Here is a 15,546-nt window from a genome sequence, read left to right as displayed (position 1 = left end):
GAGCGAAACACGCAAATTGCAGCGCCCTGAGATCCGCGAAAATCCCATCCCGTGCTAAATGTGGGCTGCGATGCTGCGTTTTGCGCCGCGGGTTGCACGGCGGAGTCGCGACCTGAAGCGTTCAGGCCCAAAAAGGCGGCGCTCGGCCCGATAGAGCCTTGCGCCGCTCGTGAGTCTCCATTGCGGCCCTGTTTTCTTTTTCCGCGCTAGCTGGCCAGGGCCTCTTGATGGTCCGTTTCCAAGAGCCTTTTCATCAGTTGATAAAGCCGCCGTCGCGCGTGCAAATTCATGCCGAGAAATTCGACTCCCATTCCGCGGCCCAGATGCATGCTGCGCACCACAGCCCGCGCCTGCACTTCGCCCTCCGGCGTATCGAAAAACAATTGCAGACTCGTTCCCACTTCCGCCGGATCGCGCGTCGAGATATAAATTCCGCCGAGGCAAATATTGCGCACGCGGTTAGCGTCCCGCCGCCCGGCGCCTTGCCACGCCACCAGAAGCGACTGCCGGAACAAGGCGCGGGGATGCCGCCGTTTTTTCCTTTTCCTTACGAATGAGAGAGCCATGTTCATTTCTCCCAAGTAAAATAAATCCCCAGGCTGCTCAAGATCGTTTAGCTGACCGCATGCGCCGGCGCTAGCATGCGCAGGAGATTTACAAAACGCTCCATTTCATAGGGTTTCGCCACGCACACCGTCGCGCCCAGCGCGTGCGCCGTCGAAAAATCGCTGGGTTGCCCAGTCCGCGTCGTCAGAATAATGGGCACGCGCACGAATCGCGCGTTGCGCCGTACCACCACGCAGAAATCGTAGCCGGACATCTCTCCGTGGACGTGGTGCGTTCCCGGAAAATTTTCCGACTCGCAGATAATCGCTGCCGGTGTGCGGTGCCGCAAAACGGACATTGCCGAATTTGGCTCTTCCATATCCGCCACCGCATACTCCTGCATTTCCAATTCCGCGCGCAGCATTCGCCGCTGGCGTTCGTCCGCGTCCACCAGCACGATCAGTTGTTTTTCGTGCTGCGTGTTCGCATGTGCCTGCGGCGTTTTCAGCCGCACCGCCTCGTTTGCGAAGGGCCTTCCGAGTGAATCCACAAGCTCATACGTTGGCTCGCCCTCAATAAACGCCACGGCCACGCTATAGCGTTTTTCGCTTGCCCGCGCCACACGCACCACCTGCCCGCGCTGCTCGACAGGCTTTTCCCCCGGCACCGGGCGGTAGGGGAAGACCACCGCGACTTCCTGTCCGCGCGTGTACGAAGCGCGCGCGCTTTCAAAGAGCACGCCCTCGCGCGAGACGTCAATCGTCATCGTCACGTCGCAATCCGATCCGTGCGCGCAGTTCACTTGCCGCACGCGCACGGGCGCCGAAATTTTAACGCGCCTGCGGTGCCGCCGTTCCGTTTTTGCGGCTGGCGTTCTGGAAATCGTGCCGCTCGAATTCGATGTTTGTTCCGCAGTGCGCACCCGCGTGGGTTGCTGGGGAGGCATTTCCTCAACCAGCGTTGCCACCCCCGACTTCGCGTGAAAATCGCTGGCCGCTTTCGCTTCCACCTTTTTGGACGCCGGCGTGTGCGCAGCGTTCACCTTGGGCCTCGCCGTTTCAGCCTGCGCGCTAGTAAATTGGAAGAGCCGCACCATCCGCGTGTTCATGGATCGTTCCTTAATTGCATTTTTGTTCAAGCGTCGGTCGCCAGCGCCGACTCAAATGCCCAGTTGCCTGCGGGTTACACTCTGCCCAGAGGCAACTTCGCACGCCCGTAAGCATAGGCCGCCGCCCCGGGGTAGGCACTGGGCTAACGGGCTCATTTTCTTTAGTACCGAGGTACCTGCTTGACCTCCGGGACTTTGCCCCGATAGCCATCATTTTCTTTGCCTTCTGCACGTTAGGTCGTGGAGTTGCCAGCCGGATTGACGCCAAAAGTACCATCCAGGCCTACGCGCAAAGCGCGTAGAGGGCGTCTGCGAGGCCAATGCGCAACTCTATTGTCTGGATGTGAATGTATTTGCATATGTCATGAGGCAGTCTGGTTTGTGCTAGTGCGCCACGCGAGATTGTCGTGCATTTGCAATGTTTACCATCTCCAGCAATGCATCCAGCACGTCCATATATCTCCGTATTGTACTAACGCATAACCATTTAATTGTTCAGCGGCAGTCCGGTGATAATTGAGCAATAGTTCGGCTTTATGCTCGTCAATTAGGCCATTCCCGGCACGGCGCATGCTCAAAAAAGGTGCATCGCCGTGTACTTCCGGCGTCGGCATATTGAGAGTTGTGCCGAAAGAGGCGTTGCGCGCGTCGTGCAGTTGGGGGTGTGTGGGACGCTTCTTTCGAGACACTTCTTCCCGAATATTGCTTAAGTTTTTGAGATCGCCCTATTGCTGACATGCATTGTGCGATCTTCCTTGGGTTTGCTGGACTAGGGGCAGCGGTGGGGATTCCTCCTGCCTGAAGCTCAAAACACGGGATTTTGAGGAGAGGCAAGTTCCGCTCTCCGCTCGGAAACAGGCGCATTGCGGTGTGCCTAAGTTTCCGCGGAAGAAAAAAGACGTAGCCAAAAAAGGCAAAGGGGCTCGAGATGGCACACAAAACAGGCACATTTTTTGCGACACTTATTGCAGCGGTGGCTTTGTTCGCTCTTTCGGCAAACGCGCAGGGCCTGATCACATCGGTAAGCTTGGGTGCAAGCACCAGCCCGAATGGCATTGTCTTCACCAGCACCGGTGGCACGGGCGGTCTTTCCGTGGACATCGGCGGATGCCCGTTTAGCACCAGCGTGACTTGCACAGCCCCGGGTGCCGTTACCGGCTCAGTGAGCGCTTTGGGTTTTGGTGGCAGCTATTCTCTCAGCGCCGATTCATTGACCGCGTCTTTTTTGAGCGAGTCTCCGAGCATGGTGGATACCTGGAGCCTCTCTGGAGCCGCCGATGGCTTCAGTGGGGGCATAACCGGGTTCACTGGCAGCGTCTCCGGCACGATTAGTTGGCTCGACGTCGTTGAAGGCGCTTCAGGGGTTTCGCTGGTCGGGAACGCGGCGTATACCAGTTCCGGCGCCCTCTCTTCTTACATAGGCTCGGGAACGGCGGGCTTTAGCATTTTGCTCGCGCCGCTGTCATGCAATTCATCCGTCACTGGCCCGTGCACGCTCGCCAACATTTCCGGCGAGCCTGGCGATCCGCCGGGCGCGTTCAGCTCTGTGGGCTCGGGCTCGTTCGGTGCAACCATCCCGCCGAATGGCGCCACGCCTGAGCCGTCTTCGTTGCTGCTTCTTGGCACCGGCTTGCTGGGTCTCGCGCCGTTCGTTCGTCGGCGCTTTGCTCAATCCTGAACGATAACGCGGCCTTTGCGCGCAGGCCTGGCGTCAGCGGGGACTGACTGTGGCTCGCGCGAAAAAAACGCCTCGCGGCGGCCTTCTCTTCATCGAGAGGTGCCAAAGCGAGGCGTTTTTTTTAATTTGCTTCGCGCTGATGTACGAAAACCACGGCGCGCTTTGCTTGCACCGCAGCGAAACTTCCGTCTTGCGAATGCTGATTTTCTGCGGACTTAGTTTTTCGCTGCTTTTGCAGCGGCGGCTTTTGTCGCTTTCGTGCTGCGGCGACGGCGCTTCGGCCGCGTCGGGCGTCCGGCGATTTCACCGACAACTTCCGCGGACCAAATGCTCGTAACGAACTTTTTCATTCCGTGATCGTCGAATTCCACCGTGGTGCGTTCCACATCCGATTCCGTCACGGTTCCCACGCCGTATTGCGAATGGCGGACGGTCTGTCCCGCGTCAAGTACTTGCATGAACCCTCCTCATTGGGTTGCTGGCTCGAAGCCACAATCCTGCTGGGGCGACAAATTCAGCCGGCGGTTGCAAACGCAAAGAATAAATGTGTGAAGTCCAAAAGTACCAATCAATTAGATGCCAGAATAACGCTGCGGGGTGCATCCTCCCCGGTATCAATGCTCGCTAAAACCGCGGTGGAGAAGGGCGGAACGCCTGCCAAAAAGCAACCGCTCCGCCCAATGACGAACTAGAGGCCGACGACGGCTTCCGCCTGCAGGCCCTTGGGTCCCTTCTTGACTTCGAATTCCACAGCCTGGCCTTCATTGAGAGTTTTGTAGCCCTCAGACTGAATGGCGCTGTAGTGAACGAAAACATCTTCGCCACTTTGCCGTTGAATGAACCCATAGCCCTTGCTTGCGTTAAACCACTTGACCGTTCCTTGTTCTCTACTCAACTTCTTACTCCTCGTAAGGTAAAGCTATTTGCGCTCGTCGTCGCCTCCCGAGTCGAAAAAAAAAGGCCGCTAAGGGCATAGACCCCAGCAGCCTCGCCGATATCTCAAAAAGCAGTCACAAGAGCAACAAACGCAATTGCAGTATATCATATCTTTGGCCTATGCCACATAAAATTTGCGGAGAAAGTGGGTTCCAATCCAAAAGGGACGGCGCATCGTGGGCGGGTTCGGAACACTCTCGCAGGCTGCTGGAAGCTCCTCTGGAATGCGCCGGACGAGCTGCGCGAATGCCGCGTAAGATGTGCAATCCATTGCATTTAGCGGAGGCCTGGTTAATGTAAGTCCTTTGTTTTCAGCGATGATAGCGGACTCCAGATTGCTGCGGTTCAAGGTGGGGCATTCCATCTGGGCCAGCGCAACTTTCGCTGCCAGAACGGGTTTTGAGAAGTGATCCGCACGGGGGATTCGACGATGCGCAAAAATGCGATTCTCATTGCCGCTTTGTTTTGCGCCGGAATTGCTGCCGCGCCAGCCGCGCTGGCCGACAGCCTGACGCTCACTGTGCAGAACACGACCCCTTCGACGACCACATTTGTGCTGTCGGGAACGTACGCTTCGGGTGTCCCCTCGACATCCATCAGCTCGCCGGGCCAGAACTACACGATCTCGTTCACGATTCAGACCGACCCCGGCTCGCTCGGCTCGTTCGTGGCTGGCGGAAGCGATGCTTTCGCCGTGAACACGGACCTTGCCATTTCCGTGACAGGCCTGCCGAGCGTGGCGTTCCTCGGCGTGCAAATGGCGTTCTACGACACGCTGAATGGCAATGATGGCGGGCTTGCGTTTTGCACCGATAACTCCTGCGCCAATGAATGGATCATCGGCGGATCGCAGCTTTTCAACGGCACGGTTTCGAATCCTTCTTCGCTCGCGTTCACTTCCGGGAGCGCGGCGATTGATAGCATGCTGAGCGGCTATTACATCAACAACCAAGGGCCATTTCCACTCGGGCCGGCGCAGGGTACGACGCCGGAGCCAGCATCGCTGCTGACGATGGCGACGGGGCTGATCGGGCTGGGCGCGTTCGTGCGGCGGAAGCTTCTCTAAGGCCATCCAGGCGCGGCTGGGAAGGCTCGCGCTTTGGATCTGGAAGCTGCAAGTGGAAGCGCGGAGGCGAGTGTCCGAAATCGCAAAGTTTTTCAAAAAACCGAAAGAATCAGCGATTAGAACGACTTCCCGTTGTTTGTTTTCTATCAGTTGCATCGAGTTCTAATTCTTCATATCTCTAGCGATTAGAATCACAAAAAGCGTATAAAAAGCGAAAGGCCGCGTCGCCGCGGCCCGCCTTGTCTCCTTACTCCCGAGTTCTCCGCAAGCCGCCAATGCGGCTTGCGGGTACATACTTATCATGTAGTACAGTAATTGTCAAGAGAAGATTTGGGGAATTATATATTTAACTCCCTTACTTTATCGCATTGAAACAGCAAGGCTTGCTAGAAACTGATGATTATGCACCTATTGCACCAGTGATACGAGCGAGAGTAGTATCCCGCACGGGGATATGGTGCAATAGGCAGCATAGCAGTCCTTGAAACTGTTGGCGCAGGCCCGCGCCCGATTGAAATTTCAGGGCGGCGAATCAGTTACGAAACTTTGACTGCATCGAGCGGCCTAGACCCTATCGCACAGGAAATCTAAGGTGTATAACAACTGGCGAAACCGGAACTCCGGTTAGGAGGTGTTGCCGTGAAGGCACTCTTGATAGAGTCCCGGAGCCAGTTGTGCGGACAACGACGGGATTTTTAATCCTGACAACGTTAGGACAACTGTTGTTCTGCCGTAGGTAGCTTTTACTTCGAAGAATACGCATCTCAGCATTCGGCAACGGACTGTTGTTGAATGCTGCGACCCTCTGGCATTCGTTGTCGTCGGGACGGTGCGCGGCTCATCTGACGAGGTGGCCCGCTGAATCGAACCCCGGCGTTAAGGGGCTGGCGGGGATTACGTCAGCCCTCAAATTTTGTCTAAGGGAGTTAAATACATAATTCCCAAGATTTGGAGTTGGCGGGGAGCACGACGACGGTGTACATTTTCTCGGGATCGAAGGTGATTGCCGAGTATCAGAACGGAGCCGCGCCGAGCGCACCGACGACGGAGTACGTCTACGCGGGAGGAGCGCTGGTGGCGAAGGTCAACTCCTCGGGGACGTTCTACTATCATCAGGATCAGTTGTCGAATCGGATGGTGACGAATTCCAGCGGCGGTCAGACTTCGGGATGACTAACGTTAAATCGTGAAGGCAAGGCGATGCGGGGCATCGCGCGGGCGCAGCCCTTCATTCTTCAGGACAGGCAAGCAGCGCCCCTACGAGTAAAACGCTCACCCCTGATTTCGTCTCAAGGGAAAACGGCAAAAGCAGATTCCATTACCTCCGCGGAGCACTCCTCCTGAGCCATTTGAAATCACAGCTATTGCGCACGGCGGCTGACAAGTGACCTGGAAGTTCGCGGAAGCGAACAGTGCGAACCATTGAGCGGAAGCGAACAGCGCGAAGCATATAAGAAGTAATGGGTCAGTGCGAATTTTGGCATCCATCCCCCAGGCTCGACTAACCGTCGACCTGGGAGGCCCCTTTCTTGTGTGACGATCGAGAAAATTCAAACTGATCCCCACGCATCGAGAAGCCTGCTTGACTCTCTTTGTGAGCAGGTCTAGGCTGCTAGAGATGCGATTTAGCAGGGCAATTCTTCTGACAGCAATGGCGGCGGCTCTCGCCGTGTATTCCGTTGACTGCAATGGCATGACAACGCCGGAGCAGGCGATGCAGTGCTGCAAATCAATGCCTTGCTCGTCGCATGGACATCAGGGCAAGAATTGCTGCAAGACCATGGAGGCGATGCACGCGCCTTTCGTGCTGTCGTCGTCATTGCCCGCCGCGGGACCGTCCGTGGCTGCTGTCTCATTCCCGGCGTCAACGGCATCTATTGTTCGGCAGCCGGTGATCGGCGGCATCGCCGCGCGATATCATTCCCCGCCTTTAGCGCAATCGCTCTCGCTTAGCCCGCTGAGAATCTAGGCAAACCTCCAGTTCTCCCGACTCGTGGATTTGTGTCTTCGGGAGCAAATTTTCATCGCTGGAGGAAAAGTGTGCGATTTCTGTGTTTTGTAAGCGGAATCTGCGGGCTGGGCCTGCTGCTTTGTGGGCCAGTTTACGGTCAAGGCCCCGCGCCTGAGACGGCCCCACCGCTGTTTCCGGGCGGCGGACTTGTTTCCTACAACTCGATCTTCACCACGCGCGGGATGCCGGACACCGCGAGCGTGCCGGCGACTGCGCGCCCGACGTTCTCGCACGAAGGTGACTTCAACTTTACATGGGGCTTCTATCGAGATTTGGATGTGACTGTCGTCGTGCCGATTGTCACGAACGATTTTCAAACGGCTGGCACGCCAACAGTCGGCGGAACCGGGCTTGGCGATGCGATGGTGCTCGTCAAGTACCGCTTCTACCGCCGGGATTCAGAGCGCGGGACGACACAAGCATCGGTGACGGTAGGTCCCAAGCTTCCCACCGGACGCACAGATATTTCGAGCGCGAATGGAAGCTTGTTGCCGGCAACTTTGCAGCCGGGATCAGGCTCGACGGATTTGTTTGTGGCGGCAAATTGGACGTATACCGGACTATTCCATTACAAGCGCCTCGTTGCCGATGAGGATTTTCATGCCTTTGTGCGCTCGCAGGGAACGCAAGCGACGCGCATTGGCGATGATGTTGAATCACGATTTTGGCTGTCGTACCGGCCGTATGAATCGAAGGATGGCGCGCGTGAGTGGTTCATCGGCTCCGTCGTGACGTGGCTGCATTCGCAGGACGACCGCATCGCGGGCGTGACGCAAAACGGCAGCGGAGGCGACGCGCTTTTGACTGGAATCACGACCTACGTCGGAGTGCGGCCCGGACTGCATGTGTGGTTCGGCATGGACTGGGACGCGGCGCACTCAATGGGAGCGTCGTTTATGCCGGTGCGGCGCCACATCAGTTTTGGCGTCACGCGACAGTTTCGACTGCATTTCTTCAAATGAAAGAGTGAAAGGAGGAGCCATGAATTTCAAACGAATCGCGCTACTGCTGCTTCTCGGCTGCGCGCTTGCGCCGGTGTCACAGGCGCAAATCAAGCATATCGAGATGCGCGTGGAAGGCATGACCTGAAACTTTTGAGCCTACGGGGTGAAACAATCCCTCGGACGCCAGTCTGGCGTTCAAAGCGTGGAGGTCAGCTTGTTGAACGGAACGGCCGATGTGACGCCGAAAGAGGATGGGCAGATTGATCCGGCTCAGCTTCTGAAGGTGACGTATGACAGCGGCGTGACTGTCGCGGAAATGGATATGACCGCACAGGGAAAAATCGTGAAGGATGCGGCGGGCAATTTTGCGTTGCAAGTCGAGCCGAACCGGATGTTTGAGCTTGCACCGAATGAACTGTCCAATGGGCTTCAGGGCCTCGCGGGCACTGGGACGACCGTGACCGTTCGCGGGCAGTTGTACAAAAAACCCGCGGGCAAGAAGAAAAAATTGGATACGTCGGTTCCGTTCAAGGTTCTGATTCTCGAAGTGCAGAAGAAGGAATAGATGACAAGCAAAGTTGCAGTGCTGCTGATTCTTGCCGGAGGACTCGCGGGATACAGTAGGAGTCCTGCGAGTCCGCCTCAGTCGAAAAAAACCGTCATCGCGGCGGGGGAGATTGGCTCACGGCTCCCCGATTTTACGGTGGCAGACTTGCACGGGCACAAGATTTCCTCGTCTGAGCTGCGCGGGAAAGTCGTGCTCATCGACTTTTGGGCGACGTGGTGCCAACCGTGCGAGAAAGAGATGCCGGGTTATCAGAAGCTGGTTGATCTGTATGGCGCTCGCGGATTTGTGGTCATCGGATTCAAATCCGCCATGATGAAAGACACGGAAGACCCGCTGAAGTTTGCGAGCCGAATCGGAGCCCGTTATCCGCTGGCCGTGGCAACGGGTGACCTGGTTCGGGAATTCGGAGGCATCGAGGGATTACCAACAACGATGCTCTACGACCGACAAGGAATCCTTCGCGACAAGATCGTCGGGTTCGAATACACGGATGCAATCGAACTGAAGCTGAAAGCACTTCTGTGAGCCGCGCGTAGGGCATGCGGCGTCAGGAGGATTTGTTGCGCTGCGCGCGACGTTGATAGAGGAAAGAAACGGCGAGGAGCAGGATTCCGAGAACGAAGAACGAGATGATGCGATAGAAACGGCTGAGCGAAGCAAGATCGAAGAAGAAAACTCTTACGACGACGATGGCAAATAGCGCCAGCGCCTGCCAGCGCAGCAACGGCGAGCGCCGCATCATGCCGAAGAGAATGAGTCCCGTGGCGTAGATGGTCCAGAGGATGGAAAGACCCAGCTCTTGAGCGGACCAGCCCTGATTCGTGTAGGAGTGTAAGTTCCCCAGAAAATCCCAGAGCTCCATGGAGAGCGCGATGAGCGCATAGACGTTGATGGCGACGGCGGCGAAAGCAAAAGCGGCGCGCTCTTCCACGGCCATGCTGTCGGCTATTTTGCGCACGAAAAAGCAGGCGAGCGCGAAGCTGGCTACGCCGGCGGCAAACGTGAGGAAGCGCTGATTCCAGAGAAACGCGCCGCCGGGCAGCCGGAAAATGATCAGGCGAAGGGCGGTGATGGCCAGAAAGGCAAGGCCCGCAGCGCGGAGCCACACGGAGGCAAAGCGGACTCCGAGCCAAACGAGAACGACCCCTTCGACAGCCCAGGTGATGGTAAGCCATTGATTTTCCAGCCGCGCGGGAATCGCCAGCGAAAGGCACAGCAGCGAAAGACCAGTATAGAGCCAGGAAAGGGAAGCGAGCGGCGTGCGCACTCGTTGCTCGGGAGTGGGAATGTGCGCGGCAAGAAGATGCGCGGCGGCGAGCACCAGGAGCCAGAGAGTGAGCGCCCAGCGACTTTCCGGCCAGAGCATCTGCTCGAGAGCCACAAGGAAGTATGCGGTGTTGGCCACGGCGATGAAACATTCCGGAGCAGTGATGCGGCCTTCCCGATGCGCGCTCAGCAGCGGAAGCGCGGAAAAAATCAGGAAGAACAAGAGCGCGAAGGCGAGCGTGAGATAGAGGACGCCGGAGACAAAAAAACTGCTGTACCAGCCCCAGAAATAGAGTTGCGTAGCGAAAAAGGCGAGCGGCGGAAGCCACGACCAACTGCGGACGCGTTCGAGGACGAGCATGGCGGCGGAGAGAAGCGCAATATAGGAGAAAAGAACGATTTCGTGGTTGCCGCCGGTGCTGAGCAATGCCGGCGTGAGGAAGCCGCCGATCAGCGCGAGCAGCGCGAGACGCTGGGAATCACGGCGCAGCGAAATGGCGACAAGCGCCGCCGTGACGGCGACCATTCCAACGAAGGAACCGCCGGGAGAAAAAAGATCGTAGTAATGCGATGCAGCCCAGAGCGACAAATACAGAACCGCGCCGCCGAGCGCGACGATGCCTTCGGAAAAGTAGCGATAGCCGCGGCGCAGCAGCCACTCGCTCCAGAGGATGAGTAGGGCACCGCTGGCGAGACCGATGCCCACGCGCGCGGCTGGGCCGACCCAGTTGTTGTCGAAGGCGTACTTCAGGAAGAACGTCGCCGCGAAAAGAATGGCGAGGATGCCGACATAGTTGAGCCATTTGCCGGCGACGACATTCTCAAAGTCGGGCGGGAGCGTTTCTCGCAAGGGGCGAGTTTGCGCGGCGGGCTGCGAAATGGGAGCAGCGAGCGGCGCAGGTTGAGCTGCGGGCTGAGGCGCGCGCGGAGGAGGCTGCGCTGGTGGCGAAACTTGCGGAGGTTCTGGCCGTGAAACGAGCGGAGCGGCAGGAATCGGTGGCGGAATGGCTGCGCGGTTGGCGGCGGGCGATTGAGAAAAGACGTCAACGCGCGCGATGAGCAGGCCGAGAGCCTTTTCGATTCCGGAGACGCGCTGTTCAAGCGCGCGAAGCTGGCTGGAGGTTGCGTTGCTATCAAAGCCGAGCGAGGAAGCGTGGGATTTTTGTTCAAGCCGGCGTACGCGCGCGAACGCGACGATGGCGAGTACCGGCCCGCCGACCAAAGCGAGCACGAGCAAAACAACGAGCAAGGTCAAAGCCGCCATGGGAACCGCCCGACGCCGCGTACGTTAGCACAGCAAGGATTGTTACTCAATTGCTTGGGGGGAAAAGATTCGAGATACGCGAGGAGGGTGATTTGTTACACGGCGAGAGTGGCGCGCAGAGATACGAAGGCGGAGCCTTCGCGCTCTGGACGCGCGCCAGAGGAGGGGAGTTCACGTCGGCTCGACGGAGCGCGATTTAGGCGGCGGTGCGGAGAGCGGAAAAGGGAAGTTTGCGCAGTGGCGGCGCTGGATGGGCGAGAAGCAAAAGCCTCAGGTCGGGCCCCGACGCGAAAAAACATCGGGGCGGGACCTGAGCTACAGAATCATCGGATGGCCGGGCGGGCGCGGCAAAGGAAACGCGACTCGGGGAGTCGCGCGGGCGCAGCCCTTCATTCTTCAGGACAGGCAAGCGGCGCCCCTACGAGTAAAACGCATGCAGCAAAGCGGCGTCGAGTTTCGGTTGCGTCACGACCGCGAGCGAAATGCGCGTGAACGAGGCTGGCTTAACGCTCGGCTACGGTTTCTGCTGCTGGAAGCCCGGCATGCCGAACTGCCATAGCAAGAAGCTCCATTGGTCGGCGAAGACTCGCTGAGTCTGCGCCTCCGTGCCGCCGATGATCTGGTGGCCGCCAGCGTAGTTGACGCGCAGAAGCACCGGTTTGCCGCTGGAAGTCGCGGCCTGCAGGCGAGCCGCCATCTTGTCCATTTGCCAGGGGTCCACGCGCGGATCGTTGGCGCCGGTCATCAACAGAACTGCCGGATACTTCGTCCCGGCCTTGATGTGCGCGTAGGCGCTCATGGCGTAAAGCGCGTCGAATCCTGCTTTGGTCTTCACGCTTCCAAACTCCGGAATATTGGGCACGCCGTTCGCGGTGGTCTCAAAACGCAGCATGTCCGAAACCCCAACCCAGTCTATGGCCGCGGCGAAAAGATCGGGACGAGAGGTGATTGCACGGCCGATCAGGATGCCGCCCGCACTGGTGCCTGATCCTGCGAGGCGAGCTGGCGAAGTGTATTTGTTTTCGATCAAGTACTGTGCGCAGGCGATGAAGTCGCGCCAGGTATTCGGCTTGGTTGGACCCTTGCCCGCCAGATGCCATTCCTCACCGTACTCTCCGCCGCCGCGGACATGGCACTCGGCGTAAATTCCGCCTTGTTCATACCAAGCCTGGAAATACTGCACAAAGAAAGGAGCCGAGGAGGTCCCATATGAGCCGTAGCCATCAAGCAAAGTAGGATTCGAGCCGTCGCGCTTTGTGTCCTTGGGATAAACGATGGAGAGCGGCACCATCGTGCCGTCGTAGCTGCGGACTTTGACCTCGACGGACTCGATGTTCGTCGGTGCGTCGTAAGGGCCGGCGGGCTGGAGTTTAGTGTCGGTCAGGCTGTTCGTACGCGGATCATAAGAGTAAATCGTGAACGCCTTCGTCCAGGAAGTCATAAACACTAAAGCGCCGCGAAGGCGCGGATCGGTCTCGACGCCAATCGTGCCCTTGAAAGGAAGGGCAACTTCTTGCGCTTGAGGCTTCGGGCCGTAAGGCACGCGCAGTAAGCGACCGATGCCGCCATCGCGCAATCGCACATAGAGGGCGTCCTCGGCGGTGCTGATGCTCGTGACCACGGCTTGGCTTGGCGGAACGATGACTTCCGCCGTGGCCAGGTCAGGATGGAGGGCGCTGGTGCGGAGCACTTTGTAGCGCAGCGCATTCTTGAACGTGAGTACGTAGAGATCATCGCCATGCACTTCGACGTCGCTTACCTCGTCGGAAAAATCCGCGACCTTACGCCATGCCGCGTTCGTTTTACCGATGTCCTCGTCGGGCTCGATATAAAAAGCGCTGTTCGGCGAAACGCCGCTGTTGATTCCTCCGATCGCGTAATCGGAATCCGGTGGCGTCTCCACACTGGCGAAGTACGTCGGATCAACGTGAATCGTCGGTACGGCGCCATAGCCAAATACCGCCGGGTCCTTTGCGGAATCTGTTCCCAGGACGTGCAGATACGTGCGAACCTTCTGCTCCACTTCCGTCACCGGCGCGCCGGCAGGCAGCGTCTGCAGCCGCGCGTACACAAACGACCGATCATCGGGAAGCCAGCCCTCTATACCACCCTCGGCACGGAAGATCACGTCTCCGGTTTCCTTCCCCGAAGCCGTCTCGAACACGTGTATCTCCGTGTCGCGTTCCGAGCCGCCCGGGGCGATGCCGACACCAACATATTGATCGTTATTCGAGGGCAATGTGCCCATTATCGCGTTGGTGCCCTTCTTTTGATTTGCCGCTGCGGCGAGTTTGATCTGCTCGGGATTGACGAGGAGCTTGTCCTCACCGCTCATACCGTGGCGCAGGTAGAGTTTGGAAACGTTCTCGGTAGGCAGGCGCTTCTGGATAAGGTAGAGGTTGCCGGGCAGTCGGAGGGGTAAAACCTGCGGGACTGTCTGGTCGAGTTTTCGGATCCGCGAGAGAAGTTTCTCGCGGCCCGGAATTCCCGCCAGCGCGGCGCGCGTGTAGTCGTCCTGCGCTTTCATCCACGACTGCACTTCCGGGTCTTTCAGGTTTTCCATGTAGCGATAGGGGTCCACGATTTTTGTGCCGTAGTAATCATCTGTGACAGGACGAACGGGCGCAACAGGCGGCGCGGGCAGCGCGGAGGAGGCGGGCTTCATGGAGGCCGATTGGAGACTGGAATTTGCCGATTGCGACCAGACGCGCGCCAGGCCGACGATGGCAAGCAGAGACAATAGAGCAAGCACGGGCCCCGGAAAATGTTTCGTTTTCATGGCTAGCACCTCGGCAGATTTGCGGAGAGTACGCCGAGCCGCGCGGCAAGTCAACAATGGCTGCTTATGATGAGGTTCAACCCAGCCTTTGCGGAAGGCGCAAAGCATGGCCCACCGAGCCGAAAAGCGAAAAGGCAGATTCCTCGTCGGATGCTAACCGCATCCTCGCTCGGAATGACAACGTTAAGCGTGCATGCTCGCGAAAAGGTGGCGACAAAGTTTCTGACGCCCGAGGCGGTTACTTTACGCCTTTGCTGGCGTCCCAGGAGCCTTGCTCTTTGCGCACGAAGACGATTTGGCCGATGTGATAGGCGTTGTGCGCATTGATGTGCGCGATGGTGGGAGCGATGGCTTCGAGCTTGGCCTCGTCGGCGGTGGCGACAAGATTCTCGAGCTTCGTGAGAACGGCGTCGAGGCGCGCGACGGTCGCGGTCCAGGACTTGGCGTCGAAGCTGTTGAAGGTTTCGTCGTTGTTGCCGTTATAGGCTGCGAGTTTCTCGCCGGTCAGGCTCGCGAGCGTGCGCTCGTTCCAGAAGACGAGATGATTCGTAAGCTGCCCGACGGAGTGATTGCCTTTGCCATCGGTCCAGCTGGCCTGTTCGGGCGTCATATTGGCGACGGCGACGTCCGCGCACACGAACCATTCGCTTTTGTCGTGCGTGCTGTGCAATTGCGCGAGCAAGATGCTGCGCAGCGTCGGAGGCTTTTGCGGCTGCGCCACGGCGGGAATGGCCAATATAAACAACAGGAAGATGATGAGGCGTCGCATGCGCGGTTCCTTTCGAATGTGGATTTGTGACGTGGGTTTTCGTCCGGGCACGATACACGTCGTGTGCTCTGATGCGCAAGGCGTCGGGCGCGTTGTGCGATGGGCGCGAAAAGAGCGCAAGAGGGGCGCCGCAGGAGAGGGAATTATGTGGCTGTGCGGTGGTGTCGTCGCGTGGAGACGATGGCATAGAACCGGCGACCGAAGTCTATATTTGCGGGGTTAGATTTCTTATATATTGCCATAGTACTTGACATCAGAATAATGGAGGGGTAGGTTGCGGGGAGGCTAGGGCGGCAGCACGGCGACAGCTGAGATGACAAGCGCGTCAGCATTCGCGCTCAGAAAATCAGTTGCGCTTTTCCTGTGGGTGAGCGTTCTTGCTTTGATCTGCCTCAATATTGCATTAATTCTTCAGAATCGGAAACTAAAGCAGGAATTGGTTGCCCCTCCAGAGTTGGTACCCAGAGTAGGCACCAGGATTGATGCGTTGGAGGGCATTGCACTCAACGGATCGAAAATCCGGCGGTCATTTACAGGACAAGGCAAGGAAGGCTACATGTGTGTTTCAGGCAGCACAATGTTCGTGATTTATTGCGCAGAGGGAGACCCTG

Annotated in this window: 14 protein-coding genes; 7 read left to right on the top strand and 7 right to left on the bottom strand. The window is 58.0% G+C overall.

What is annotated here, in order from left to right:
* Positions 1–206 precede the first annotated feature (206 nt).
* Together VGR81_00790 and VGR81_00785 are read right to left on the bottom strand one after the other, a co-directional pair.
* On the bottom strand, positions 207–566 hold the full coding sequence (locus VGR81_00790; GenBank protein HEV2287469.1) for a PilZ domain-containing protein: 360 nt from the start codon (positions 564–566) through the stop codon (positions 207–209).
* A 47-nt stretch (positions 567–613) separates the two neighbouring features.
* Positions 614–1,654, bottom strand: a complete 1,041-nt coding sequence (locus VGR81_00785; protein HEV2287468.1) for a response regulator — start codon at positions 1,652–1,654, stop codon at positions 614–616.
* Positions 1,655–2,582: 928 nt separating this feature from the next.
* Between VGR81_00785 and VGR81_00780 the strand changes: the two genes are divergently transcribed.
* Entirely contained in the window at positions 2,583–3,332 is a 750-nt protein-coding gene (locus VGR81_00780) for a PEP-CTERM sorting domain-containing protein (GenBank protein ID HEV2287467.1), read from the top strand.
* A gap of 215 nt (positions 3,333–3,547) precedes the next feature.
* On the opposite strand, the gene VGR81_00775 is transcribed toward VGR81_00780, so the two are convergent.
* Both VGR81_00775 and VGR81_00770 read right to left on the bottom strand, forming a co-directional pair.
* Positions 3,548–3,790, bottom strand: coding sequence for a hypothetical protein (locus tag VGR81_00775; GenBank protein ID HEV2287466.1), 243 nt, complete (start codon positions 3,788–3,790; stop codon positions 3,548–3,550).
* A gap of 230 nt (positions 3,791–4,020) precedes the next feature.
* Positions 4,021–4,227: a cold shock domain-containing protein gene (locus VGR81_00770; GenBank protein ID HEV2287465.1), complete on the bottom strand. Its 207-nt coding sequence runs from the start codon at positions 4,225–4,227 to the stop codon at positions 4,021–4,023.
* Between the two features lie 471 nt (positions 4,228–4,698).
* On the opposite strand from VGR81_00770, the gene VGR81_00765 reads away from it, so the two are divergent.
* The 6 genes from VGR81_00765 to VGR81_00740 all read left to right on the top strand — a co-directional run bounded on the left by VGR81_00765 (position 4,699) and on the right by VGR81_00740 (position 9,382).
* Entirely contained in the window at positions 4,699–5,334 is a 636-nt protein-coding gene (locus tag VGR81_00765; GenBank protein ID HEV2287464.1) for a PEP-CTERM sorting domain-containing protein, read from the top strand.
* A gap of 975 nt (positions 5,335–6,309) precedes the next feature.
* On the top strand, positions 6,310–6,507 hold the full coding sequence (locus VGR81_00760; GenBank protein HEV2287463.1) for a hypothetical protein: 198 nt from the start codon (positions 6,310–6,312) through the stop codon (positions 6,505–6,507).
* A 445-nt stretch (positions 6,508–6,952) separates the two neighbouring features.
* Positions 6,953–7,303, top strand: a complete 351-nt coding sequence (locus VGR81_00755; protein ID HEV2287462.1) for a hypothetical protein — start codon at positions 6,953–6,955, stop codon at positions 7,301–7,303.
* A gap of 71 nt (positions 7,304–7,374) precedes the next feature.
* Positions 7,375–8,307, top strand: coding sequence for a hypothetical protein (locus tag VGR81_00750; GenBank protein ID HEV2287461.1), 933 nt, complete (start codon positions 7,375–7,377; stop codon positions 8,305–8,307).
* A 145-nt stretch (positions 8,308–8,452) separates the two neighbouring features.
* On the top strand, positions 8,453–8,854 hold the full coding sequence (locus tag VGR81_00745) for a heavy metal-associated domain-containing protein (GenBank protein HEV2287460.1): 402 nt from the start codon (positions 8,453–8,455) through the stop codon (positions 8,852–8,854).
* Positions 8,855–9,382, top strand: coding sequence for a TlpA disulfide reductase family protein (locus VGR81_00740; GenBank protein HEV2287459.1), 528 nt, complete (start codon positions 8,855–8,857; stop codon positions 9,380–9,382).
* A gap of 22 nt (positions 9,383–9,404) precedes the next feature.
* Here the strand turns inward: VGR81_00740 and VGR81_00735 are convergent, their stop codons facing one another.
* From VGR81_00735 to VGR81_00725, 3 genes are all read right to left on the bottom strand, one after another.
* A complete protein-coding gene (locus tag VGR81_00735; protein ID HEV2287458.1) occupies positions 9,405–11,387 on the bottom strand; it encodes a DUF2339 domain-containing protein in 1,983 nt (660 codons plus the stop codon).
* Between the two features lie 514 nt (positions 11,388–11,901).
* Entirely contained in the window at positions 11,902–14,166 is a 2,265-nt protein-coding gene (locus tag VGR81_00730; protein ID HEV2287457.1) for a prolyl oligopeptidase family serine peptidase, read from the bottom strand.
* A 238-nt stretch (positions 14,167–14,404) separates the two neighbouring features.
* Positions 14,405–14,935, bottom strand: a complete 531-nt coding sequence (locus VGR81_00725) for a DinB family protein (GenBank protein HEV2287456.1) — start codon at positions 14,933–14,935, stop codon at positions 14,405–14,407.
* Between the last annotated feature and the right edge of the window lie 611 nt (positions 14,936–15,546).

The sequence above is a fragment of the Candidatus Acidiferrales bacterium genome (genome assembly GCA_035934015.1).
Taxonomy (GTDB): Bacteria; Acidobacteriota; Terriglobia; order Acidiferrales; family UBA7541; genus DAHUXN01.
The sequence above is the reverse complement of the archived record's forward strand: the minus strand, read 5'-3'. Positions and strand labels throughout refer to the sequence as shown.